A 16801-nucleotide genomic window follows, 5' to 3' on the forward strand; every position below is an offset into this window, starting at 1 on the left:
ATCGACATGATGAGGCGGTGAACGAATCGGTTCATTGCCGCTCCCAACGGATTAGGTCGCGACTAAAGACCCACACGATTTTTCTCCGAGTTGACGCGCCATGCGCCCGAGAAGCGCATGGCGACCTGCATGTTTGCGCACGCGGCTGCGCACGCCGCTCGCGCGGCAGCCGTCGCACGCGTCCATTCATGATTGGTAAGATTTTCATGCTACCGACGCGAGCAACAATAACCATTCCGTCGAGGCCGTGATGAAGCTGCTGAGTCACCTCAAGATCCGCACCAAGCTCGCCAGCATGGTCTGTCTTTCGGCACTCACGGTCACGGCCATCATCGGGGTGTCGTCCGTGCTCAGCAAGAGCCGCATGCTGGAGGATCGCGTTCAGCAGATGCGGACCGCGGTCGACATGCTCCACAACCTCGCCCAATCACTCGAAGAGGAGGTCGGCGCCGGCAAGCTGACGCAGGCCGAAGCGAAAATCCAGTTTCATCTGCGCGGCCGCCGCATGAGCTTCAATGGCGGCCAAGGCTATCCGGTGGTCTATAACGCCGATACCTCGATCCTGATCAACGGCGCGAACCAGCAGCTCGAAGGCAAGATCACGGGCGCCAAGGACTCCAACGGTGTCCTCATCGCAGATGCGATCGTAACGGCCGGCAACCAGGCTGCTCAGGGCGGCGTAACCTCATATCTCTACCCCCGTCCCGGCCAGACGGAGCCCGTCCGCAAGACCGTTTTCGCGCGCAAATTCGCGCCCTGGAACGCTACGATCAGCTACGGCCTCTATGTCGACGACATCGACGCCGACGTGCGAGCCTTGACGCTGGAGCTGGGGGCGATCGGCATCGGCTTGATGCTGCTGATGGCGACACTGTCCTGGCTGATCGCCCGCGACGTGCTCGGCGCGCTCGATCGCCAGAAGAACCGCATGCAGGCCATTTCCGAAGGCGCCATCGACACGGCGGTCGAGGAGACCGGTCGCGGCGACGAGATCGGCCGCATGGCCGAGACCCTCGAAGTGCTCAGGCAGACCGCGCTGACGGCGCGCAAGCTGGAGGCCGAGCAGGTCGCCACCAAGAGCCGCAGCGAACAGGAGAAGCGCGACGCGCTGATCTCGCTTGCCGACCGGTTCGATGCCTCCGTCGGCCAGCTCGTCGGCCTGATGGCCTCGGGCTCCGGCGAGCTGGAGGTCACCGCCAAGTCGATGTCGTCGACCGCGGAAGGCACCAACCGCCGCGCCGCCGTCGTCGGCTCGGCCGCCACCGAAGCCAGCCAGCGCGTCCAGACGGTCGCGGCCGCCGCCGAGGAGCTCTCCTCCTCCATCACCGAGATCAGCCGTCAGGTCGCGCAGTCCGCCGTGGTCACCGGCCGCGCCGTGGACAGCGCACGCCGCACCGACACCATCGTGCGCGCTCTCTCGGACGGCGCCCAGCAGATCGAGCACGTCGCCGAGCTGATTTCCAGCATCGCGGCGCAGACCAATCTGCTCGCGCTCAATGCCACCATCGAGGCCGCACGCGCTGGTGAAGCCGGCCGCGGCTTTGCTGTCGTCGCTTCGGAGGTGAAATCGCTGGCGAGCCAGACTGCCGAAGCCACCCGCGAGATCGGCGACAAGATCGCCCAGATCCAGGGCGCGACCAAGGAAGCGGTGGACGCCATCGGCGGCATCACCGCCACCATCGAGGAGGTCAGCCGGATCGCCACCTCGATCGGCGCCGCGATCGAGGAGCAAGGCGCCGCCACCGCCGAGATCGCCCGCAGCGTCTCGCAGACCGCGGAGGCCACCCTGGAAGTCACCACCAATATCGGGGGCGTCAGCACGGCAGCGAACGAGACCGGCAATGCCGCAGGCATGGTGCTCGCAGCAGCCTCGAACCTCTCCAAGCAGGCCGAGCAGCTCTCTGGCGAAGTCGGGACCTTCCTTGCGGGCGTGCGCGCGGCGTAAGGCGGCGCGGAAACCAAGGTGTAGCCTCGCCACTAACGTCGCGCGAGGGTGCAGCCGCTGGATAGCTGGCGCGTCGACCCGGTCGAGCCATCGTTCGACTGCGACGGGAATTCCTCGAACGGCGAGTTCTGTTTGCCGGTGTTGAATTCGAAGATCTTGCGGAACAGACCGGGCGCCATCGCCGAAATCGGATTGACGCGCATTACGGGCGCTGCCGGCGTGCCGACGACCTCGTAGGTCACGCCGATCAATCCTTCATTGTTGCCGCCGCCGAGGAATATGCCGAACAACGGGATCTGGCCGAAGATGTTGTTGACGCCGTACATCGGGACGAAGGTGCCGCTCATACAAACCTGGTTGCCGGGAAAGTCGATTGAGCCCTCGATGGTGGCGCCGATCATCGGCCCCTTGACCACGCCGTCGCGGATCGTGAGCGCGCCGTTCTGCCGCGTGAACTCCGCACGCATCGCCGTGAAGGCTACGCCGTTCTGGGCGCCGTTGGGAGCCCCCGCCGCGACGCGATCGAGTTGCTCCATTCCCTTGACCGAGAAGTCACGCACATTGATCAGTCCTTCCCGTGTCGTAGGCTCGGACGTCGGCGGCTCCATCGCCACCACCATCTGGCCGCCGAAGACCTTGTTGGTGGTGTCTGTGAAGCGCAGGAAGTTGCCGGCATCGCTGGTCTGGAGATAGATCACCTCGCGGTTGCCCTGGGCGCGGCCGCCGCGCAGGTCGGCGGCCACAGGCGTGTCTTTTCCGATCCTGCCGCTCAGCGTGAAGGCTTTGACCGCACCATTGCGCCGCGACATCTTGGCGTCGACGCTGCGCATCGCCTCGCCGTTGAAACCCATGACGGCGCCGAGCTTCACGTCGATGTCGAAATCGAGGTTCTTCGTCTTGCTCTTGGCATCGTCCTTGGAATTGCCTGAGATCGCCGACTTCAGGAAGCCGCGGCCGTCGAATACGTCGCCGCGCATCGTACCCTTGAGCACGCCGTCCTGGCTGCGCTCCACTTTCAGTGAGGCCTTGTCGCCGTCGGATGGCGCGTAGGTCGGGAAGTTCGCGTTCATGAGCTCGCCGTTGGCATCGACCTCGAGCGACCCCTTTATCGAGGCGCCGCCGCCTTCGATGACGATGTCCTCCAGACGCGTCGATTGCGCCGTCGGCACCACCTTGAAGCTGGCCTTGCCCGCTCTTCCCGGCAGCTTGACCCAGCCGGGCAGGATGTTGTCGAGCTTGACCGAGGTCAGGTCGGCCTCGATGCCGAGCTTCGTCGTCTGGTCGGGTCCCCCGGCGATCTTGCCCGACAGTTTGATCGGCACCGATCCGCTGACGGCGGGACCCAGATCGAATCCGAGGCGCGCGCGGCTCGCATCGTCCAGCGTGGTCTGCAGTTTGACGTCCGCATCGCCCTCGGCCGGCTTGCGGTAATCGAGCGAGGCCGCCTGCCCGTTGATCTTGACGTCGCCCTTGACCTGATAGCCCTGGTTGCTCGCGACGATCTTGAGGTTGTTGGCCTCCAGCTTTTGGTTCATCACCAGCTTGTCGGCACCAAAACCGTTGAGATCGGCCGTAACGCTGTAGGTGGTGTCGGCTTTGGTCAGCTCGCCCTTGACCGGCAGCCCAAGCTGGACGTTCGCCGAGAACGTCCCCTTGCTGGTATTGGGATCGATGACGGTCGACGACAGATCGCTCAAGCGATCGTTGGAAAGCATTTCGGCGGCCGCAGGCACCGGACCTTCGACACGAAACCTCGTCCGCGACGGCGACGGCTTGGGCGCCATATCGGGCACCTCGAAAACAAAGTCGGAAATCGTGACCTTGCGCCCCGCCGGCGTATCGGCAATGCCCTGCCCGATATTCACCGTCGCGGTGCGGCCGGTCACGCGCGCCTTCAAATCGGCATCGTGCACCACGGGCAGGCCATCGACGGGGCGAACCGTGACACCGCTCGCCACGATATTGACCGACAAGCCGTCGTCGGGAATGGGTGGGCCCTTGCGCGGAAGATTCTTCGTCGGTGAATTAACGCCGATCTCGATGCGCTGGAGCGTTCCACGCTCGATCCGCTCGATCACCCATTCGCGCAACTCGGGAACGACAAGGGTCGGCCACATCCGCTTGAGCGCGGAGGCCGACATCGGCGTTCCCGCAAAACCCAATGTCAGCCGCGGCTCGCCCGAATAGTCGATGGCACCGGTGCCGGCGACGCCGATCTCTCCGTTGGAGATATCGGCCTGGGTCAACAGCAGCCTCTTGTGGTCGGTATCGAAGCGGAAGCCGATCGCAATGCGGTTGAAGACCAGCGGCGGCTCGTTGTCGATGCCGCCGAGCAGGATCGAACCGCCGCTGAAACCGAGCTGCCAGTCATTGACGGTGCCGTTGGGCGGCTCGACATGAGCCAAAAGCGTCAGGCGGTTCGCGCCCGAGAGGACCTTGAACGGAGCAACCAGCACCCGCCGATTGGCGTCCCACTCGACATTGATCTCGGCCGAGTCGATCGCCATCGGATAATCGGGCGTATCGGTGTCGATGATGTTGCCCGCACCGACCGTGATCTTGCCGCGAAAGAAGGTCGGCACGCCGTCGCGGCCGAGCTCGCCCTTGAGCTCGCCGGTCAGCGGCAGGTCGGCGGTGTAGGTGAGATCCTTCACCCGCAGCGCCAGCAGGATGTTGGCGGTCGAAACCTTGTCGGCGCGGATATCGACCGAGCGCACGCCGTTCTCGGTGGGGCCGATCGTGGCACGCAACGACCACGGACGTGCGCCCTCTTCACCGAGGCTGAGCGCGACGCCGCCACGGCTCGGTCGGCGCAGGCTGAGCGTGATGTTCTCAAACGTCCATTTGCTGCCGCGCTGCTGGTCGTCGACGATCAGATTGCCATTCTTCAGGCCGATCTCGTTGAGATTCTGGCCGTCGAGGCCGGTCATGCTCAGACTGTCGAGCCAGTCGAGGCCCTGAAGAATGCCAGTCGGGGACGTGGCCTGGGGCGCGGCTTGCGGTGCGTCGGAGGTCGCAGGCTCGGTGGCGAATGGCGGCGGTGGCACACCGTTGCGCGGGAAAGTCGGCGGCAGTCCCGCGTCCCTTTTGGAGGCGACGCCGGTTGCGAGCGGCTTTGCGGTGTCGCCGGCCGACACCGTGACGGTGCCGTCAGGCGCGATCCGGATTGCGAGCTCGGCATCGACAAGGTTGAGGCTTTCGGCGCGCAGATGCCCCATCAGCAGGCCCGCACCCGACAGCTTCACCTCGGCCTTCGGCGCGGTCGCGACAATGACGTGATCGTGGTCGCGCACGACGATATCACGGATGCGCACGGCGATGCGGATCCGCCCGGCCCGCTCGATCTGCGTGCCGCCGACCTCCACGGTGTTGCCGTGACCGATATTGTCCTCGATCGCGGCCGCGAGCCACGGCGTCGCAATGTCGAGATTGATGGGACCGGCGCCGAGCCGCCACCACAGCGCGCCGAAACAGCCGACGAAGATGACGACCAGGACACCGACGACCACGGCCACGCGCTTCAGCCAGCGACCGCCGCCCAACCAGCGGCGCAACGGCCCAAACCCGTCAGCGAAGCGATGGAAGCCCGAATTGGAACGCGACAACAGCCGGCGCGCCCGATGGCCCGCCGCCGCTTCCTGATCCGGATCCCAGTCGGCGTCGTCCCATTGCTGCTGCTCTGGTTGGCTGCCGCGCCGATCCAAATCCCGATTGTAATCCTGGGGCGACGTATTCCTTGCCATTGCCTCTCGATACAGGCGCCCGTCGTGGGATTGAGCGCCGCCGGGGCCGCAGCCGTCGACGGGAAGCGAAGCTTCCCGCGCCGGCATTGCCGCCATACCTCGAATATTCCTTCTGTTCGTCATGTCGCCCCGGGAGCGCGTTCAACGAGCAGTGGGGTGGTGCGTGGAATTCCTTGTAACCAGACTCCGGCGTCGTCAGACTCGCCCCGCCGAGGGCACGATTCCGGCATAGCGGAAAAGGGCTGCAATACCGCTTTGGTTGACCCGCCGAAAGCGACGAAAGGAAGGCGTATGTCCAAGAAATCCCGAAAGAAATCGTCCAAAACGCCCTCCGTCACTCCGACGGCTAAAAAGACGCCCGTGAAAGCGCGGGCTGCGACTCAAACCAAGCTCGCGAAAACACAGCGGACACCGGCGAGCAAATCAACTGGGACCATAGCAAAGACAGCATCGCATAAGGCCGCATCGAAACGGTTAAATTCTTCCAAATCGGCATCCGCGCCTGAAACGGCGGCGAAGGCCGGCTTGGCTGAGGGGCAGAAGGCTCCCGCCTTCCGCCTGCCCCGCGACGGCGGCGGCGTCGTCGCGCTGTCGGATTATACCGGCCAGAAGCTGGTCCTGTTCTTCTACCCCCGCGCCGACACGCCGGGCTGCACCAGGGAGGCCATCGATTTCACCCGGCTCACCGGCGCCTTCGCCAAGGCTGGCACCGCCGTGCTCGGTATCTCCGCCGATCCGGTCAAGGCTCAGGACAAGTTCCGGGACAAGCACGGTCTCGGCGTGCCCCTCATCTCGGACGAGACGCACGAGATGCTGGAGGCCTACGGCGCCTGGGGCGAAAAGTCCATGTATGGCAAGAACTTCCTGGGAATTCTTCGCACCACGATGCTGCTTGGCGCCGACGGCAAGATCGCGCGGATCTGGCGCAATGTCCGGGTCGAAGGCCACGCCGACGAGGTGCTGGAAGCCGCAAGGAGCCTTTAACCAATCATTTAAATTCAAGGGGTTCCGTTTCCGGAAAATTAACCATGACCGGCCCAGATTGCCGCGGCAATTAGGCCGCACGGACTCATCCGATCGGCGCGGGAGTGCCGATGTCGAAAAGTTCTGCCCAACTCTCGCAGTACCCCCAACATCACCCGCACGACCATGGACGGGCCTTTCATCGCCGTGCCGCCGCAGTGGCAACCGCGCTTCCCCTTCCGGACACCGACGACGCCTACACCATCGTGCATCACGGCAAGCAGGTTCGCCTGGGACCTGTGGTGTTCTGGATCGTGGTCGGCACTGTCGTGTTGCTCGGGCTCTGGTCGGCCGCAACCGCGACCTATTTCGCCTTCCGCGACGACGTCCTCACCCGGCTGATCGCCCGGCAGGCCGAGATGCAATACGCCTATGAGGACCGCATCGCCGAGCTGCGCGCCAAGGTCGACCGCACCACCAGCCGGCAGCTGCTCGACCAGGAGCAGTTCGACCAGAAGCTCGACCAGATCATGAAGCGCCAGACGGCGCTGGAGTCCCGTGCCACGGCGCTCGGGTCCATGCCGGACGTGACCGGATCGATTCCACGTTCCACCCCGCAGCGTGGCGATGCCAGCCAGACGACGCAGGGCACGCCAAAGCCCTCGCCGATCAGCGACACCGTGATCTTCGTGGCGCCGCCGGATCGCGAAGCGCGGCTCGAATCGCGCGCGCCGACCCTCGCAGCTCCGCCCGTCAATCAATTCGCCAAGAACCAGGGGTTCGACAACGTCGTCGTTCGGCTCACGACCTCGCTGGACCAGGTCGAGCGTCGCCAGATGGCGGCGCTCAACGCCGTCGAGGAAGGCATGGATTCGCGCATGCGCCGGATGCGCGGCGTCGTCAGCGATCTCGGCCTGAACCTCGCAAATCTCGAAGCCGCCGTGCCGCGCACCGCGATGGGCGGGCCGTTCGTGCCTGTTAAAATCACCGCCAGTTCGGGGCCGTTCGAGAAGCAGCTCTATCGCATCAACAACACCCGAGCCGAGATGGACCGGCTCAATCGCACGCTCGCGCTCGTGCCCTATCGCAAGCCCGTCATCGGCGAGGTCGAGTTCACCTCCGGCTTCGGCGTGCGCAGCGATCCGTTCCTCGGCCGGCCTGCGATGCATACCGGGCTCGACTTCCGCGCCGCGAGCGGCGATCCCGTTCGCGTCACCGCCAACGGCAAGGTCGTCTCGGCCGGCTGGTCCGGCGGCTACGGCCGCATGATCGAGGTCGATCACGGCAATGGCCTTGCGACGCGCTATGGCCATCTCTCCGAGATCAATGTCCGGGTCGGCGAGATCGTGAGAATCGGCCAGGTCGTTGGTCTCGTCGGGTCGACCGGCCGTTCCACCGGGCCGCATCTGCACTATGAAACCCGGATCGACGGCGAAGCGGTCGATCCGCAGAAGTTCTTGCGCGCCGGCGTGCGACTCAGCGCGGGCTAGGCTCGTTGAGAGCGCGCTCGTCTCGTCCCAGGTTTACATGGCGGAACTTCGGAGTTCCCTTCGCGTTAGGTCGCAGGTCCTCAATGGCGCGATCTTCTGATGCAACAGATCCATACGAAAGCTCGTCCGGCCAAGGGCAAAGCGGCCCAGCCACGTAACAACGCGGCTCAACTCTTCAGCGATATTGCTAACCGAACATCTCAAGCGGCCGGGCGAGCGCTGACATTCATGATTGCAGCCGGCATCATCCTGGTTTGGGCGGTCACCGGTCCCATCTTCCATTACTCCGACACATGGCAGTTGGTGATCAACACCGGCACCACCATCGTGACATTCCTGATGGTCTTCCTGATTCAGAATTCCCAGAATCGCGATAGCGCGGCCATTCAGGTGAAGCTCGACGAACTGATCCGGGTGAGCGCGGTGCAAAATTCCTTCGTGGGAATTGAGCATTTGACCGACGACGAGCTCGACGAGATCCGCACCAAATGTGAGCTTCGCGCCAAGGCCGAAAAGGTCGGAGACGAGACAGTCAAGAATACCGGCAAGAAGGCGAAACGCGCCGCCGATCTCGTCACCGAATAAGCGGACGGATGCCGGGAACGACGAGGTGCGCAGCTTCGTTCGCAATCGCAACGCTTCGGCAGGCTCGCCCCGTCTTCATCGCACCAGGCAACTGGCCCGCCGCGGAGCCAGCCCTGACTATTGGCCGCGCTCGTGGCCGACCTCACCGGTGATGACGTCGCCGAACAACTCCCAAGCCTGGCCGTTGAAGCGCATCAGCTGCATCTGCTCGATCGGAAAATAATCGTCGGCCGAAGTGTTGACCATGATCCCGGGCAGCATCAGGTCGGTGTGAAAATCCTTCAGGCTGGTGGCCTGCTTCATCACGTTGTCACGGGTGAGATTGTCGCCGCACTGCCTCAGCACCTGCGCCATCGCCTCCGCCTGGACGTAGCCATAAAGGTTGTTGGCGTTGGTCTTGTCCCCTTCGGGATAGTACTTATCCATGAAGGTGCGCCACGCGACGACCGCCGGATCCTTGTCCCAGGTCGGGTCGGTCGGATCCTTCAAATATGCTGTCGAGATGATATCCTTGGCATAGTCGAGCCCGGCGGGCTTGAGCACCGAGGCGATCGAGGTAGCCGTATTGGCGAGGAAGAATTTTGGCTTCCAGCCGAGCTCGCCGACCTTCCGGATCGCCTGTGCCGAGCCTTTCGGCGCGGCCCATGAGAAGAAGATGTCGGCGCCGGAATCGTGAAGCGCAACGATCTGCGAGTCGATCGAGGGATCGCTGACCTCATAGGATTTGTCGGCGATGATCATATCGGCCTTGTCACCGAGTCCGTCCTTCAGGCCCTTGAACTGGTCCTTGCCAGCATCGTCGTTTTGCCAAAGAACTGCGATCTTGCTGTTGGGGAAGTTGTCGCGGATATACTTCGCGTAGATCCGCCCCTCGCTCTGGTAGTTCGGCTGGAAGCCCATGGTCCAAGGGAAATTCTTGGGGTCGCCGAATTTGGTGCCGCCGGAGGCGACGAAGAGCTGCGGCACCTTCTTGGCGTTCATGTATTTCATGATGGCGGAGTTCGAAGGCGTGCCGAGCGGCTGGAAGATCAGCAACACCTCGTCGCTCTCGACCAGCTTGCGCGCCTGCTCGATCGCCTTTGGCGGCGAATAGGCGTCGTCATAGCTGATGAAATTGATCTTGCGACCGTTGATGCCGCCCTGGTCGTTGATCATCTTGAAGAACGCGGCCTCGGTCTTGCCGATCACGCCATAGGACGACGCCGGCCCGCTATAGGGCATGATGTTGCCGAGCTTGATTTCGGTGTCGGTGGCGCCGGGATCGTATTTCTTCTGCGCCAGGGCCGGCGTCGTGACGAGCACGCCGGCAGCAAGAATGGCGAGGGCAGCAAGGTTATTGCGACGACCCAGCATCGTTCTCTCCCCTGTTTTGTAGTCTTGTTTTGCCGAGAGTGTCGCAAGCTCGCTTACGGCTGGCAAGCGCCGCGATTTTCCGTGAGATGAAACGAGCGCTCCAGAACTATGTGCCGCGCCGCAGCAGGTCCAGAACGCGCCCGTCGATCACCAGCAATGCGCTGCCGATCACGATCGCGCCCGCGATCTCTCGCATCCAGATCGGCTCGCCCAGCACAAGCCATCCCAGAAGAATGGCGGTGACGGGAATGAGCAGTGTCACCAGCATCACATTGGTCGCGCCCGACTGCCGCAGGATCTGGAAGAAGACGATATAGGCGAGCGCCGTCGACAACCCGGCAAGGCCAAGCACCGCCAGCCAAATCGTCACTCCCGGCATTGGGAAACGCCACGGCTGCTCCATTGCGCCAGCGACGATCGCCATCATCACCGTGGAAGCCATCAGTTGAAACGCGGCCGTCCCCAGCGGGGCTGCGTCCTTCAACAACCGCCGCGCCGCCAGCGCGGCAAAGCCATAGCTCAAGGCGCCACCGAGACAGAGCAGGATGCCGAGCCCCTGCCCCGCCCGTGTCTCGACGCCCCATCCGCGCAGGATGATCACGCCGGCGAGACCCAGTGCCACGCCGACGACGCGCCGCAGCCGCAAAGCCTCTTCGCCTGCCGCCGCCATCACGATGACCGTGAAGAGTGGCGTGGTGGCATTCAGGATCGACGCCAGCCCGCTCGGAATGAAGGTCTGGCCGACCACTATCAGCGAGAACGGAATGACGTTGTTGAGGAGCCCAATCGCGACGAACGGCTTCCAGCCGGCGATGCCCTTGGGAAAGCCAATACCCTGGATACGGAGCAGCGGTAGCAGAATGGCGGCGCCAAGTGCAACGCGCAAAAGCACCAGCGTGAGCGGCGGCAATTCCCGCAGCGCCGCGCCGTTGAAAAAGAACGAGCCGCCCCAGAGCACCGAGAGCACCGTGAGCAGCGACCAGTCGCGCGCGTCGATACGGTTGTCGTTCGGGGACATGGGCGTCTCACAGCGATGGTCCGATCTGCTAGGACTGCGCGACCAGAATTGCCACCCGATTTCCGGGTAAAGGGCGAGATTCAGGATCGATCGCGACTTCGCGCGTCAACCGCGATATCCGCAACCACCGCCCCAATGACCAGGGCACCGCCAACAAGGGCGTGGACAGCAGGTATCTCGCGAAAGGCAATCCAGATCCAGAACGGCATCAGCGGCGTTTCCAGCGTCGCAATCAGGGAAGCCTGGCTCGACGGCAGGAGGCGCGAGCCGAGCATGTAGAATGTCAGCCCCAGCGCCACCTGAAAGCAGCCGAACATCGCGAGGATCGCGAGGTTGGCGCTGTCGATATGGACGAGGTCGTGCGCAAACGGAAGGCTGACGAGGCTTCCCAGGAAATTCGACAACGCCGCCGCTGCCACCATCGATGTCTCCTGGTAGCGTCGGATCACAACCGTCATCGCCGAGATGGCGAGTACCATGAGGCAACTCAGCGCCACGCCTCCAACATCAGCCCCGGCTTCGATGCCTCCGACCGTGATGGCGACGCCGCCAAAGGCAACGAGGCTCGCGATCAGGGTACGCCATGTTACGGCTTCGCCAAGCCACAGCCACGCCAGCGCCGCGGCCACGAACGGCTGCGTGGAGATCAGCACAGCCACATTCATCACCTTGGTCATCTGGAGCGCGGGGATGAAGGAAACCATGCCGAGCGTGGACAATGAGGCGACGAGCAAGCCGCCGCGTCCCGGCGCCACCAATTGCCGCAGCGCGCCGCGTCCCTGCATCACGACGAGAAACACCGAGATCAGACTGCCGCCGAACACGCCGCGCCAGAACAGAATGGTCCAGGGATCGAACGGCAACAGACGTGTGAAGAACGGCGCCGTGCTCCAGGCAATCGCAGCTGATATGACGAGGGCAATGCCGAGACCGCGTTCCGAACGAGGCTGCCCCATGTCGATGCGACCGCTAGGACGGTTTCTTCGGCCGCGACACCAGTTCGATCATCTTGCCTTCGTCGTCGTCAGGCATCGCGGCCTTCGCTTGCGCGTAGGCTTCCACCGCGGCGCGCGCGACCAGCGGCTTGTCGGCCAGCAGGCTCTCGGCGAGCTTCACCGCGTAGGCGGCATCCTTGTGCCGCAGCGCTGCCGTGAATGTCGCGCCGGAGAAATCGCGGGAGACCATGCGCTTGGAATGACGCTGCACCTGCGGGCTCGCGGCCACGCCAGCCTGAATCGACTCCAGCACGAGGTTCATGTCGAGCCCGGCCTGCTCGGCAATGGCAAGCCCCTCGGCGAGGCCGGCGATCTGGATCGCGCCCATCAGATTGTTGATCAGCTTGTAGACCGTGCCGAAGCCGACCGCGCCGAAATGGCGGATGGTCGAGCCGATCGGCGTCAGATAAGGCCGCGCGCGTTCGAGATCGGCGGCATCGGCACCAACGAGCAAGGTCAGCTTTCCGCTCGCGGCCGCATCCGGCAATCCCGTCACGGGGCAATCGATATAGATCAGCCCGCGAGCGTTCATCTCGCGGCCCATCTCGCGCGCATGGTCATAGGAGACGGTGGAGCATTCGATCGCAATGGTGCCGGCCTTCGCGGTCTTGGCTGCGCCCTCGGGCCCGAGCCAGACCGCACGCGAGGCCTCATCATCGGCGACCATGGTCACGACGGCGTCGGCGTCGATCGCCCGTCCTCAGGCGAGGTCGCCCAGAGCGCGCCGCGCGCGATCAGGTCTTCCGCTTTTGTTTTACTGCGATTCCACAGCGTCACCGTGAAGCCAGCATCGAGATAGCGGCCGGCCATGCCATGGCCCATCCGCCCAAGCCCGATGAAGGCGATCCGGGGCATCAGTCGACGTCCTCGATGTCGGCGCCGGGAGTGCCGAAGGCGCGCTGCGCCAGGGTCGCGGCCATGAAGTCGTCGAGATCGCCACCGAGCACGCCTGATGTGTCGGAGGTCTGCACACCCGTGCGCAGGTCCTTCACCATCTGGTAGGGCTGGAGCACGTAGGAGCGGATCTGGTGGCCCCAGCCGATGTCGGTTTTGGCGGCCTGGTCGGCGGCGGCCTTCTCTTCGCGCCGCTTCAGCTCGATCTGGTAAAGCCGCGCGCGGAGCATGTCCCAGGCCTGCGCCTTGTTCTTGTGCTGCGAGCGGCCGGCCTGGCAGACCACGGCGACACCGGTCGGGATATGCGTCAGCCGCACCGCGGACTCGGTCTTGTTGACGTGCTGGCCGCCGGCACCACCGGAGCGCATGGTGTCGACGCGGACGTCGGATTCCTTGATGTCGATCTTGATGGTGTCGTCGATCACCGGAAACACAGCGACGGACGAGAACGAGGTGTGCCGCCGCGCGTTGGAATCGAACGGCGAGATCCGCACCAGGCGATGCACGCCCGCCTCGGTCTTCAGCCAGCCATAGGCATTGTGGCCGGAGACCTGGATGGTCGCGGACTTGATGCCGGCCTCTTCGCCCTCGGACTCTTCCAGCACCTCGACCTTGAAGCCGTGGGTTTCGGCCCAGCGCGAGTACATGCGAAGCAGCATCTGGGCCCAGTCCTGGCTTTCGGTGCCACCGGCGCCGGCATGCACTTCGAGATAGGAATCGAAACTATCCGCCTCGCCCGACAGCAACGCCTCGAGCTCGCGCCGGGCGACTTCCTTCTTGAGGGTCTTGAGCGCGGCTTCGGCTTCCTTGACAACGCCCTCATCGCCCTCGGCTTCGCCGAGCTCGATCATGCCGATGTCGTCTTCGAGCTCCTGCTCGACCTTGCCGATGCCGGAGAGCGCATCCTCAAGCGAGGTGCGCTCCTGCATCAATTTCTGGGCTTTCTGGGGATCGTTCCAGAGATTGGGATCTTCTGCGAGCTTGTTCAGCTCAGCGAGGCGCGCCGTCGATTTCTCGACGTCAAAGATGCCTCCTCAGCAGCCCGACAGACTGCTTGATCTCTTCTACCAACCGTTCGATTTCGGCGCGCATGTGGTTCTCTGGTCTCGCGGAATTTTTCCGCGTCTAATGACAACGGGATGTAGCGGCGGCGGCTGCAAAGCGCAACCGCCGCGGCGACGAACGTTTGTCTTGTCCTAGGCCTTAGTACAGCCCGCCGGTGCCCGGCCGCATGAAGAAACCGGAATCCGGCTGCTGCTGCTGCGACGCCGGCACGCCGCCTCGCCCATCGGCATCGGCAACGCCGATGACGGAGTAGTTATCCGGCGGCGCCGTGCCCGGCTTGAAGGCTTCGAGAATGGTTCCGCCGGTCTCGCCCGGACCGGCGCGCATGCCGGACTTGGCGACGACCCGCACCAGCTTGATGCCGGCCGGCACCTTGAACGGGACCGCGGGCTTGTCGGCGAGCGCGAGCTGGAGGAAGTCGCGTGCGATGGGAGCTGCGAGATGGCCGCCGGTCGCGGCGTTGCCCTTGCCGAGCGGACGCGGTTTGTCATAGCCCATATAGATGGCAACGGCGACGTCGGGCGAGAAGCCGACGAACCAGGCGTCCTTGGCCTCGTTGGTGGTGCCGGTCTTGCCGGCGATCGGCTTGCCGACCTGCTTGACCACGGTCGCGGTACCGGCCTGGACCACGCCTTCCATCAGCTCGGTGATCTGATAGGCGGTCATGGAATCCAGCACCTGCTCGCGGCGGTCGATCAGCTGCGGCTCGTTCTGGTTCTTCCAGCCGCCGGGCGCGTCACAGCCACGGCATTCGCGCTGGTCGTGCTTGAAGATGGTGTGGCCGTAGCGATCCTGGATGCGGTCGATCAGGGTCGGCTTCACCCGGCGGCCGCCATTGGCGAGCATCGAATAGGCCGTGACCATGCGCATCGCCGTGGTCTCGCCGGCGCCGAGCGCGTAGGACAGATAGTTCGGCAGTTCGTCATAGACACCGAAGCGGCGGGCATATTCGCCGATCAAGGGCATGCCGATGTCCTGGGCGAGGCGCACCGTCACCGTGTTGAGCGACTGCCGCAATGCGTTGCGCAGCGTCACCGGCCCCTGGAATTTGCCCGAGGAGAAGTTTTCAGGCCGCCACACGCCCGCGCCCTGGCCTTGATCGATTTCGATCGGGGCGTCGAGCACGACAGTCGAAGGCGTATAGCCGTTGTCGAGCGCAGCCGAATAGACGATCGGCTTGAACGACGAACCGGGCTGCCGATAGGCCTGCGTGGCGCGGTTGAACTGGCTCTGGTCGAAGGAGAAGCCGCCGACCATCGCCAGCACGCGGCCGGTCCAGGGGTCCATCACCACCATCGCGCCGGAGACTTCGGGGATCTGGCGCAGGCGGTATTGGCCTTCGACAGGTTGGGCGTCCTTGTAGAGCGGATCGGCGTAGATCACGTCACCGGGCTGGAGCACCTGCGACACCGCGCTCGCCGCCCTGCCCTTCGCAGCCCCAGAGGCCGCTCTTGCCCATTTGATGCCGTCGAGCGTGATGAGGCCGGTCTCGCGCTGCTTGCTGATGGCGCCGCCGAGTTCGCGGCTCGGCTGGAAGCCGATGCGCGCCGACTGGTCGCTGGTCTCCAGCACCACGGCCATGCGCCATGGCGAGATATCGGACAGAGACTTGATCTCGGCGAGCTTCACGCCCCAGTCGCCAGAAATGTCGAGCTTGCTGATGGCGCCGCGATAGCCCTGCTGCTCGTCATAGTTGACGAGACCGGCGACCATGGTCTTGCGCGCCATGACCTGAATCTTGGGATCGAGTGTGGTGCGGACCGAGAGACCGCCCTCGTATAACTTCTTCTCGCCATAACGCTCGAAGATGTCGCGGCGCACTTCCTCGGCGAAATATTCGCCGGCGAAGGTGTGGGCGCCGTTGGAACGGCTGGTAACGGCCAGCGGCTCCTTGCGCGCCTTGTCGGCATCGGCCTGCTTGACCCAGCCGTTCTCAACCAGACGATCGATCACGTAATTGCGGCGCTCGATGGCGCGGTCGCGGTTGCGGACAGGATGCAGCGTCGCGGGCATCTTCGGCAGCGCCGCGAGATAGGACGCTTCCGCCACGGTCAGCTCGTTCACCGACTTGTCGAAATAAACCAGCGACGCAGCCGCGATTCCGTAGGCACCTAAGCCCAGATAGATTTCATTCAAATACAGCTCGAGGATCTTGTCCTTCGAGTAGGTCTTCTCGATCCGCATCGCCAGCAAGGCTTCCTTGATCTTGCGCGCGAAGGAGACCTCGTTGGTCAGAAGGAAGTTCTTGGCGACCTGCTGGGTGATCGTGGAAGCGCCCTGCGGACGGCGGTTGGAGCCGTAGTTCTGGATGTAGACCACGCCGGCCCGCGCCATGCCGGTGTAGTCGATGCCGCCATGCTCGTAGAAATTCTTGTCCTCGGCCGCAAGGAAGGCGTTGATCACGAGTTTCGGCACCGCCTGGATCGGCAGGTACAGCCGCCGCTCCTTGGCGTATTCGCCGAGCAGCGAGCCGTCGGTCGCGTGCACGCGGGTCATCACCGGCGGCTCGTAATCCTGAAGCTGAGAGTAGTCCGGCAAGTCCTTGGAGAAATGCCAGATCAGGCCTGCGACGGCACCGACCCCGACAAGGAACAACACCGTTCCCGCGGCGAACAGGAAGCCCATGAACCGCACCAGCAAGCGCATTATCTGTTTATCCGTTCAAACTCTGGATCAGCCCAAAGATCAGCCCTGGCACCAGAAACAGGCACCAAACCATCGCGAATTCACCGGCTTTACTCAATACTATT

At 64.0% G+C, this 16801-nt stretch carries 10 protein-coding genes and 1 pseudogene; 4 read left to right on the forward strand and 7 right to left on the reverse strand.

What is annotated here, in order from left to right; translation table 11 throughout:
- The first annotated feature begins 250 nt into the window (after positions 1–250).
- Entirely contained in the window at positions 251–1945 is a 1695-nt protein-coding gene (locus AC0L3B_RS15640) for a methyl-accepting chemotaxis protein (RefSeq protein ID WP_473380681.1), read from the forward strand.
- Between the two features lie 32 nt (positions 1946–1977).
- On the opposite strand, the gene AC0L3B_RS15645 is transcribed toward AC0L3B_RS15640, so the two are convergent.
- Entirely contained in the window at positions 1978–5775 is a 3798-nt protein-coding gene (locus AC0L3B_RS15645) for a YhdP family protein (RefSeq protein ID WP_085385291.1), read from the reverse strand.
- Between the two features lie 204 nt (positions 5776–5979).
- Between AC0L3B_RS15645 and AC0L3B_RS15650 the strand changes: the two genes are divergently transcribed.
- The 3 genes from AC0L3B_RS15650 (at position 5980) to AC0L3B_RS15660 (ending at position 8726) form a co-directional block, all read left to right on the forward strand.
- A complete protein-coding gene (locus AC0L3B_RS15650) occupies positions 5980–6672 on the forward strand; it encodes a peroxiredoxin (protein ID WP_446480282.1) in 693 nt (230 codons plus the stop codon).
- 110 nt (positions 6673–6782) lie between these two features.
- Complete coding sequence (locus tag AC0L3B_RS15655; RefSeq protein WP_198957644.1) at positions 6783–8141, forward strand: M23 family metallopeptidase; 1359 nt, start codon at positions 6783–6785, stop codon at positions 8139–8141.
- A 99-nt stretch (positions 8142–8240) separates the two neighbouring features.
- The gene (locus AC0L3B_RS15660; RefSeq protein WP_473380682.1) at positions 8241–8726 is read left to right on the forward strand and encodes a low affinity iron permease family protein; all 486 of its coding nucleotides are present in this window, start codon (positions 8241–8243) and stop codon (positions 8724–8726) included.
- 117 nt (positions 8727–8843) lie between these two features.
- Here the strand turns inward: AC0L3B_RS15660 and AC0L3B_RS15665 are convergent, their stop codons facing one another.
- The 6 genes and pseudogenes from AC0L3B_RS15665 to AC0L3B_RS15690 form a co-directional block, all read right to left on the reverse strand.
- Entirely contained in the window at positions 8844–10079 is a 1236-nt protein-coding gene (locus AC0L3B_RS15665; protein WP_018454467.1) for an ABC transporter substrate-binding protein, read from the reverse strand.
- Positions 10080–10185: 106 nt separating this feature from the next.
- Entirely contained in the window at positions 10186–11097 is a 912-nt protein-coding gene (locus tag AC0L3B_RS15670; RefSeq protein ID WP_473380683.1) for a DMT family transporter, read from the reverse strand.
- A gap of 80 nt (positions 11098–11177) precedes the next feature.
- Positions 11178–12053: a DMT family transporter gene (locus tag AC0L3B_RS15675; RefSeq protein WP_204511085.1), complete on the reverse strand. Its 876-nt coding sequence runs from the start codon at positions 12051–12053 to the stop codon at positions 11178–11180.
- A gap of 13 nt (positions 12054–12066) precedes the next feature.
- Positions 12067–12947: pseudogene (locus AC0L3B_RS15680) on the reverse strand (NAD(P)-dependent oxidoreductase).
- Positions 12947–14078, reverse strand: a protein-coding gene (gene prfB / locus AC0L3B_RS15685) for a peptide chain release factor 2 (RefSeq protein ID WP_143273426.1) whose coding sequence is annotated in 2 segments (ribosomal slippage) — positions 12947–14008 and positions 14010–14078 — 1131 coding nt in all. Because the reading frame shifts where the segments join, the coding sequence is not laid out codon by codon here. The pseudogene AC0L3B_RS15680 and the gene prfB overlap by 1 nt, the downstream one beginning before the upstream one ends.
- 111 nt (positions 14079–14189) lie before the next feature.
- On the reverse strand, positions 14190–16697 hold the full coding sequence (locus AC0L3B_RS15690) for a penicillin-binding protein 1A (protein ID WP_018454472.1): 2508 nt from the start codon (positions 16695–16697) through the stop codon (positions 14190–14192).
- Positions 16698–16801 lie beyond the last annotated feature (104 nt).

This window comes from Bradyrhizobium sp. Kon56, from assembly GCF_055807635.1.

What these genes read in the sequence shown, in the direction of transcription:
- AC0L3B_RS15640 (WP_473380681.1), top strand. Translation starts at nt 251, where the DNA reads ATGAAGCTGCTGAGTCACCTCAAGATCCGCACCAAGCTCGCCAGCATG.
- AC0L3B_RS15645 (WP_085385291.1), bottom strand. Translation starts at nt 5,775, where the DNA reads ATGCCGGCGCGGGAAGCTTCGCTTCCCGTCGACGGCTGCGGCCCCGGC.
- AC0L3B_RS15650 (WP_446480282.1), top strand. Translation starts at nt 5,980, where the DNA reads ATGTCCAAGAAATCCCGAAAGAAATCGTCCAAAACGCCCTCCGTCACT.
- AC0L3B_RS15655 (WP_198957644.1), top strand. Translation starts at nt 6,783, where the DNA reads ATGTCGAAAAGTTCTGCCCAACTCTCGCAGTACCCCCAACATCACCCG.
- AC0L3B_RS15660 (WP_473380682.1), top strand. Translation starts at nt 8,241, where the DNA reads ATGCAACAGATCCATACGAAAGCTCGTCCGGCCAAGGGCAAAGCGGCC.
- AC0L3B_RS15665 (WP_018454467.1), bottom strand. Translation starts at nt 10,079, where the DNA reads ATGCTGGGTCGTCGCAATAACCTTGCTGCCCTCGCCATTCTTGCTGCC.
- AC0L3B_RS15670 (WP_473380683.1), bottom strand. Translation starts at nt 11,097, where the DNA reads ATGTCCCCGAACGACAACCGTATCGACGCGCGCGACTGGTCGCTGCTC.
- AC0L3B_RS15675 (WP_204511085.1), bottom strand. Translation starts at nt 12,053, where the DNA reads ATGGGGCAGCCTCGTTCGGAACGCGGTCTCGGCATTGCCCTCGTCATA.
- AC0L3B_RS15690 (WP_018454472.1), bottom strand. Translation starts at nt 16,697, where the DNA reads ATGCGCTTGCTGGTGCGGTTCATGGGCTTCCTGTTCGCCGCGGGAACG.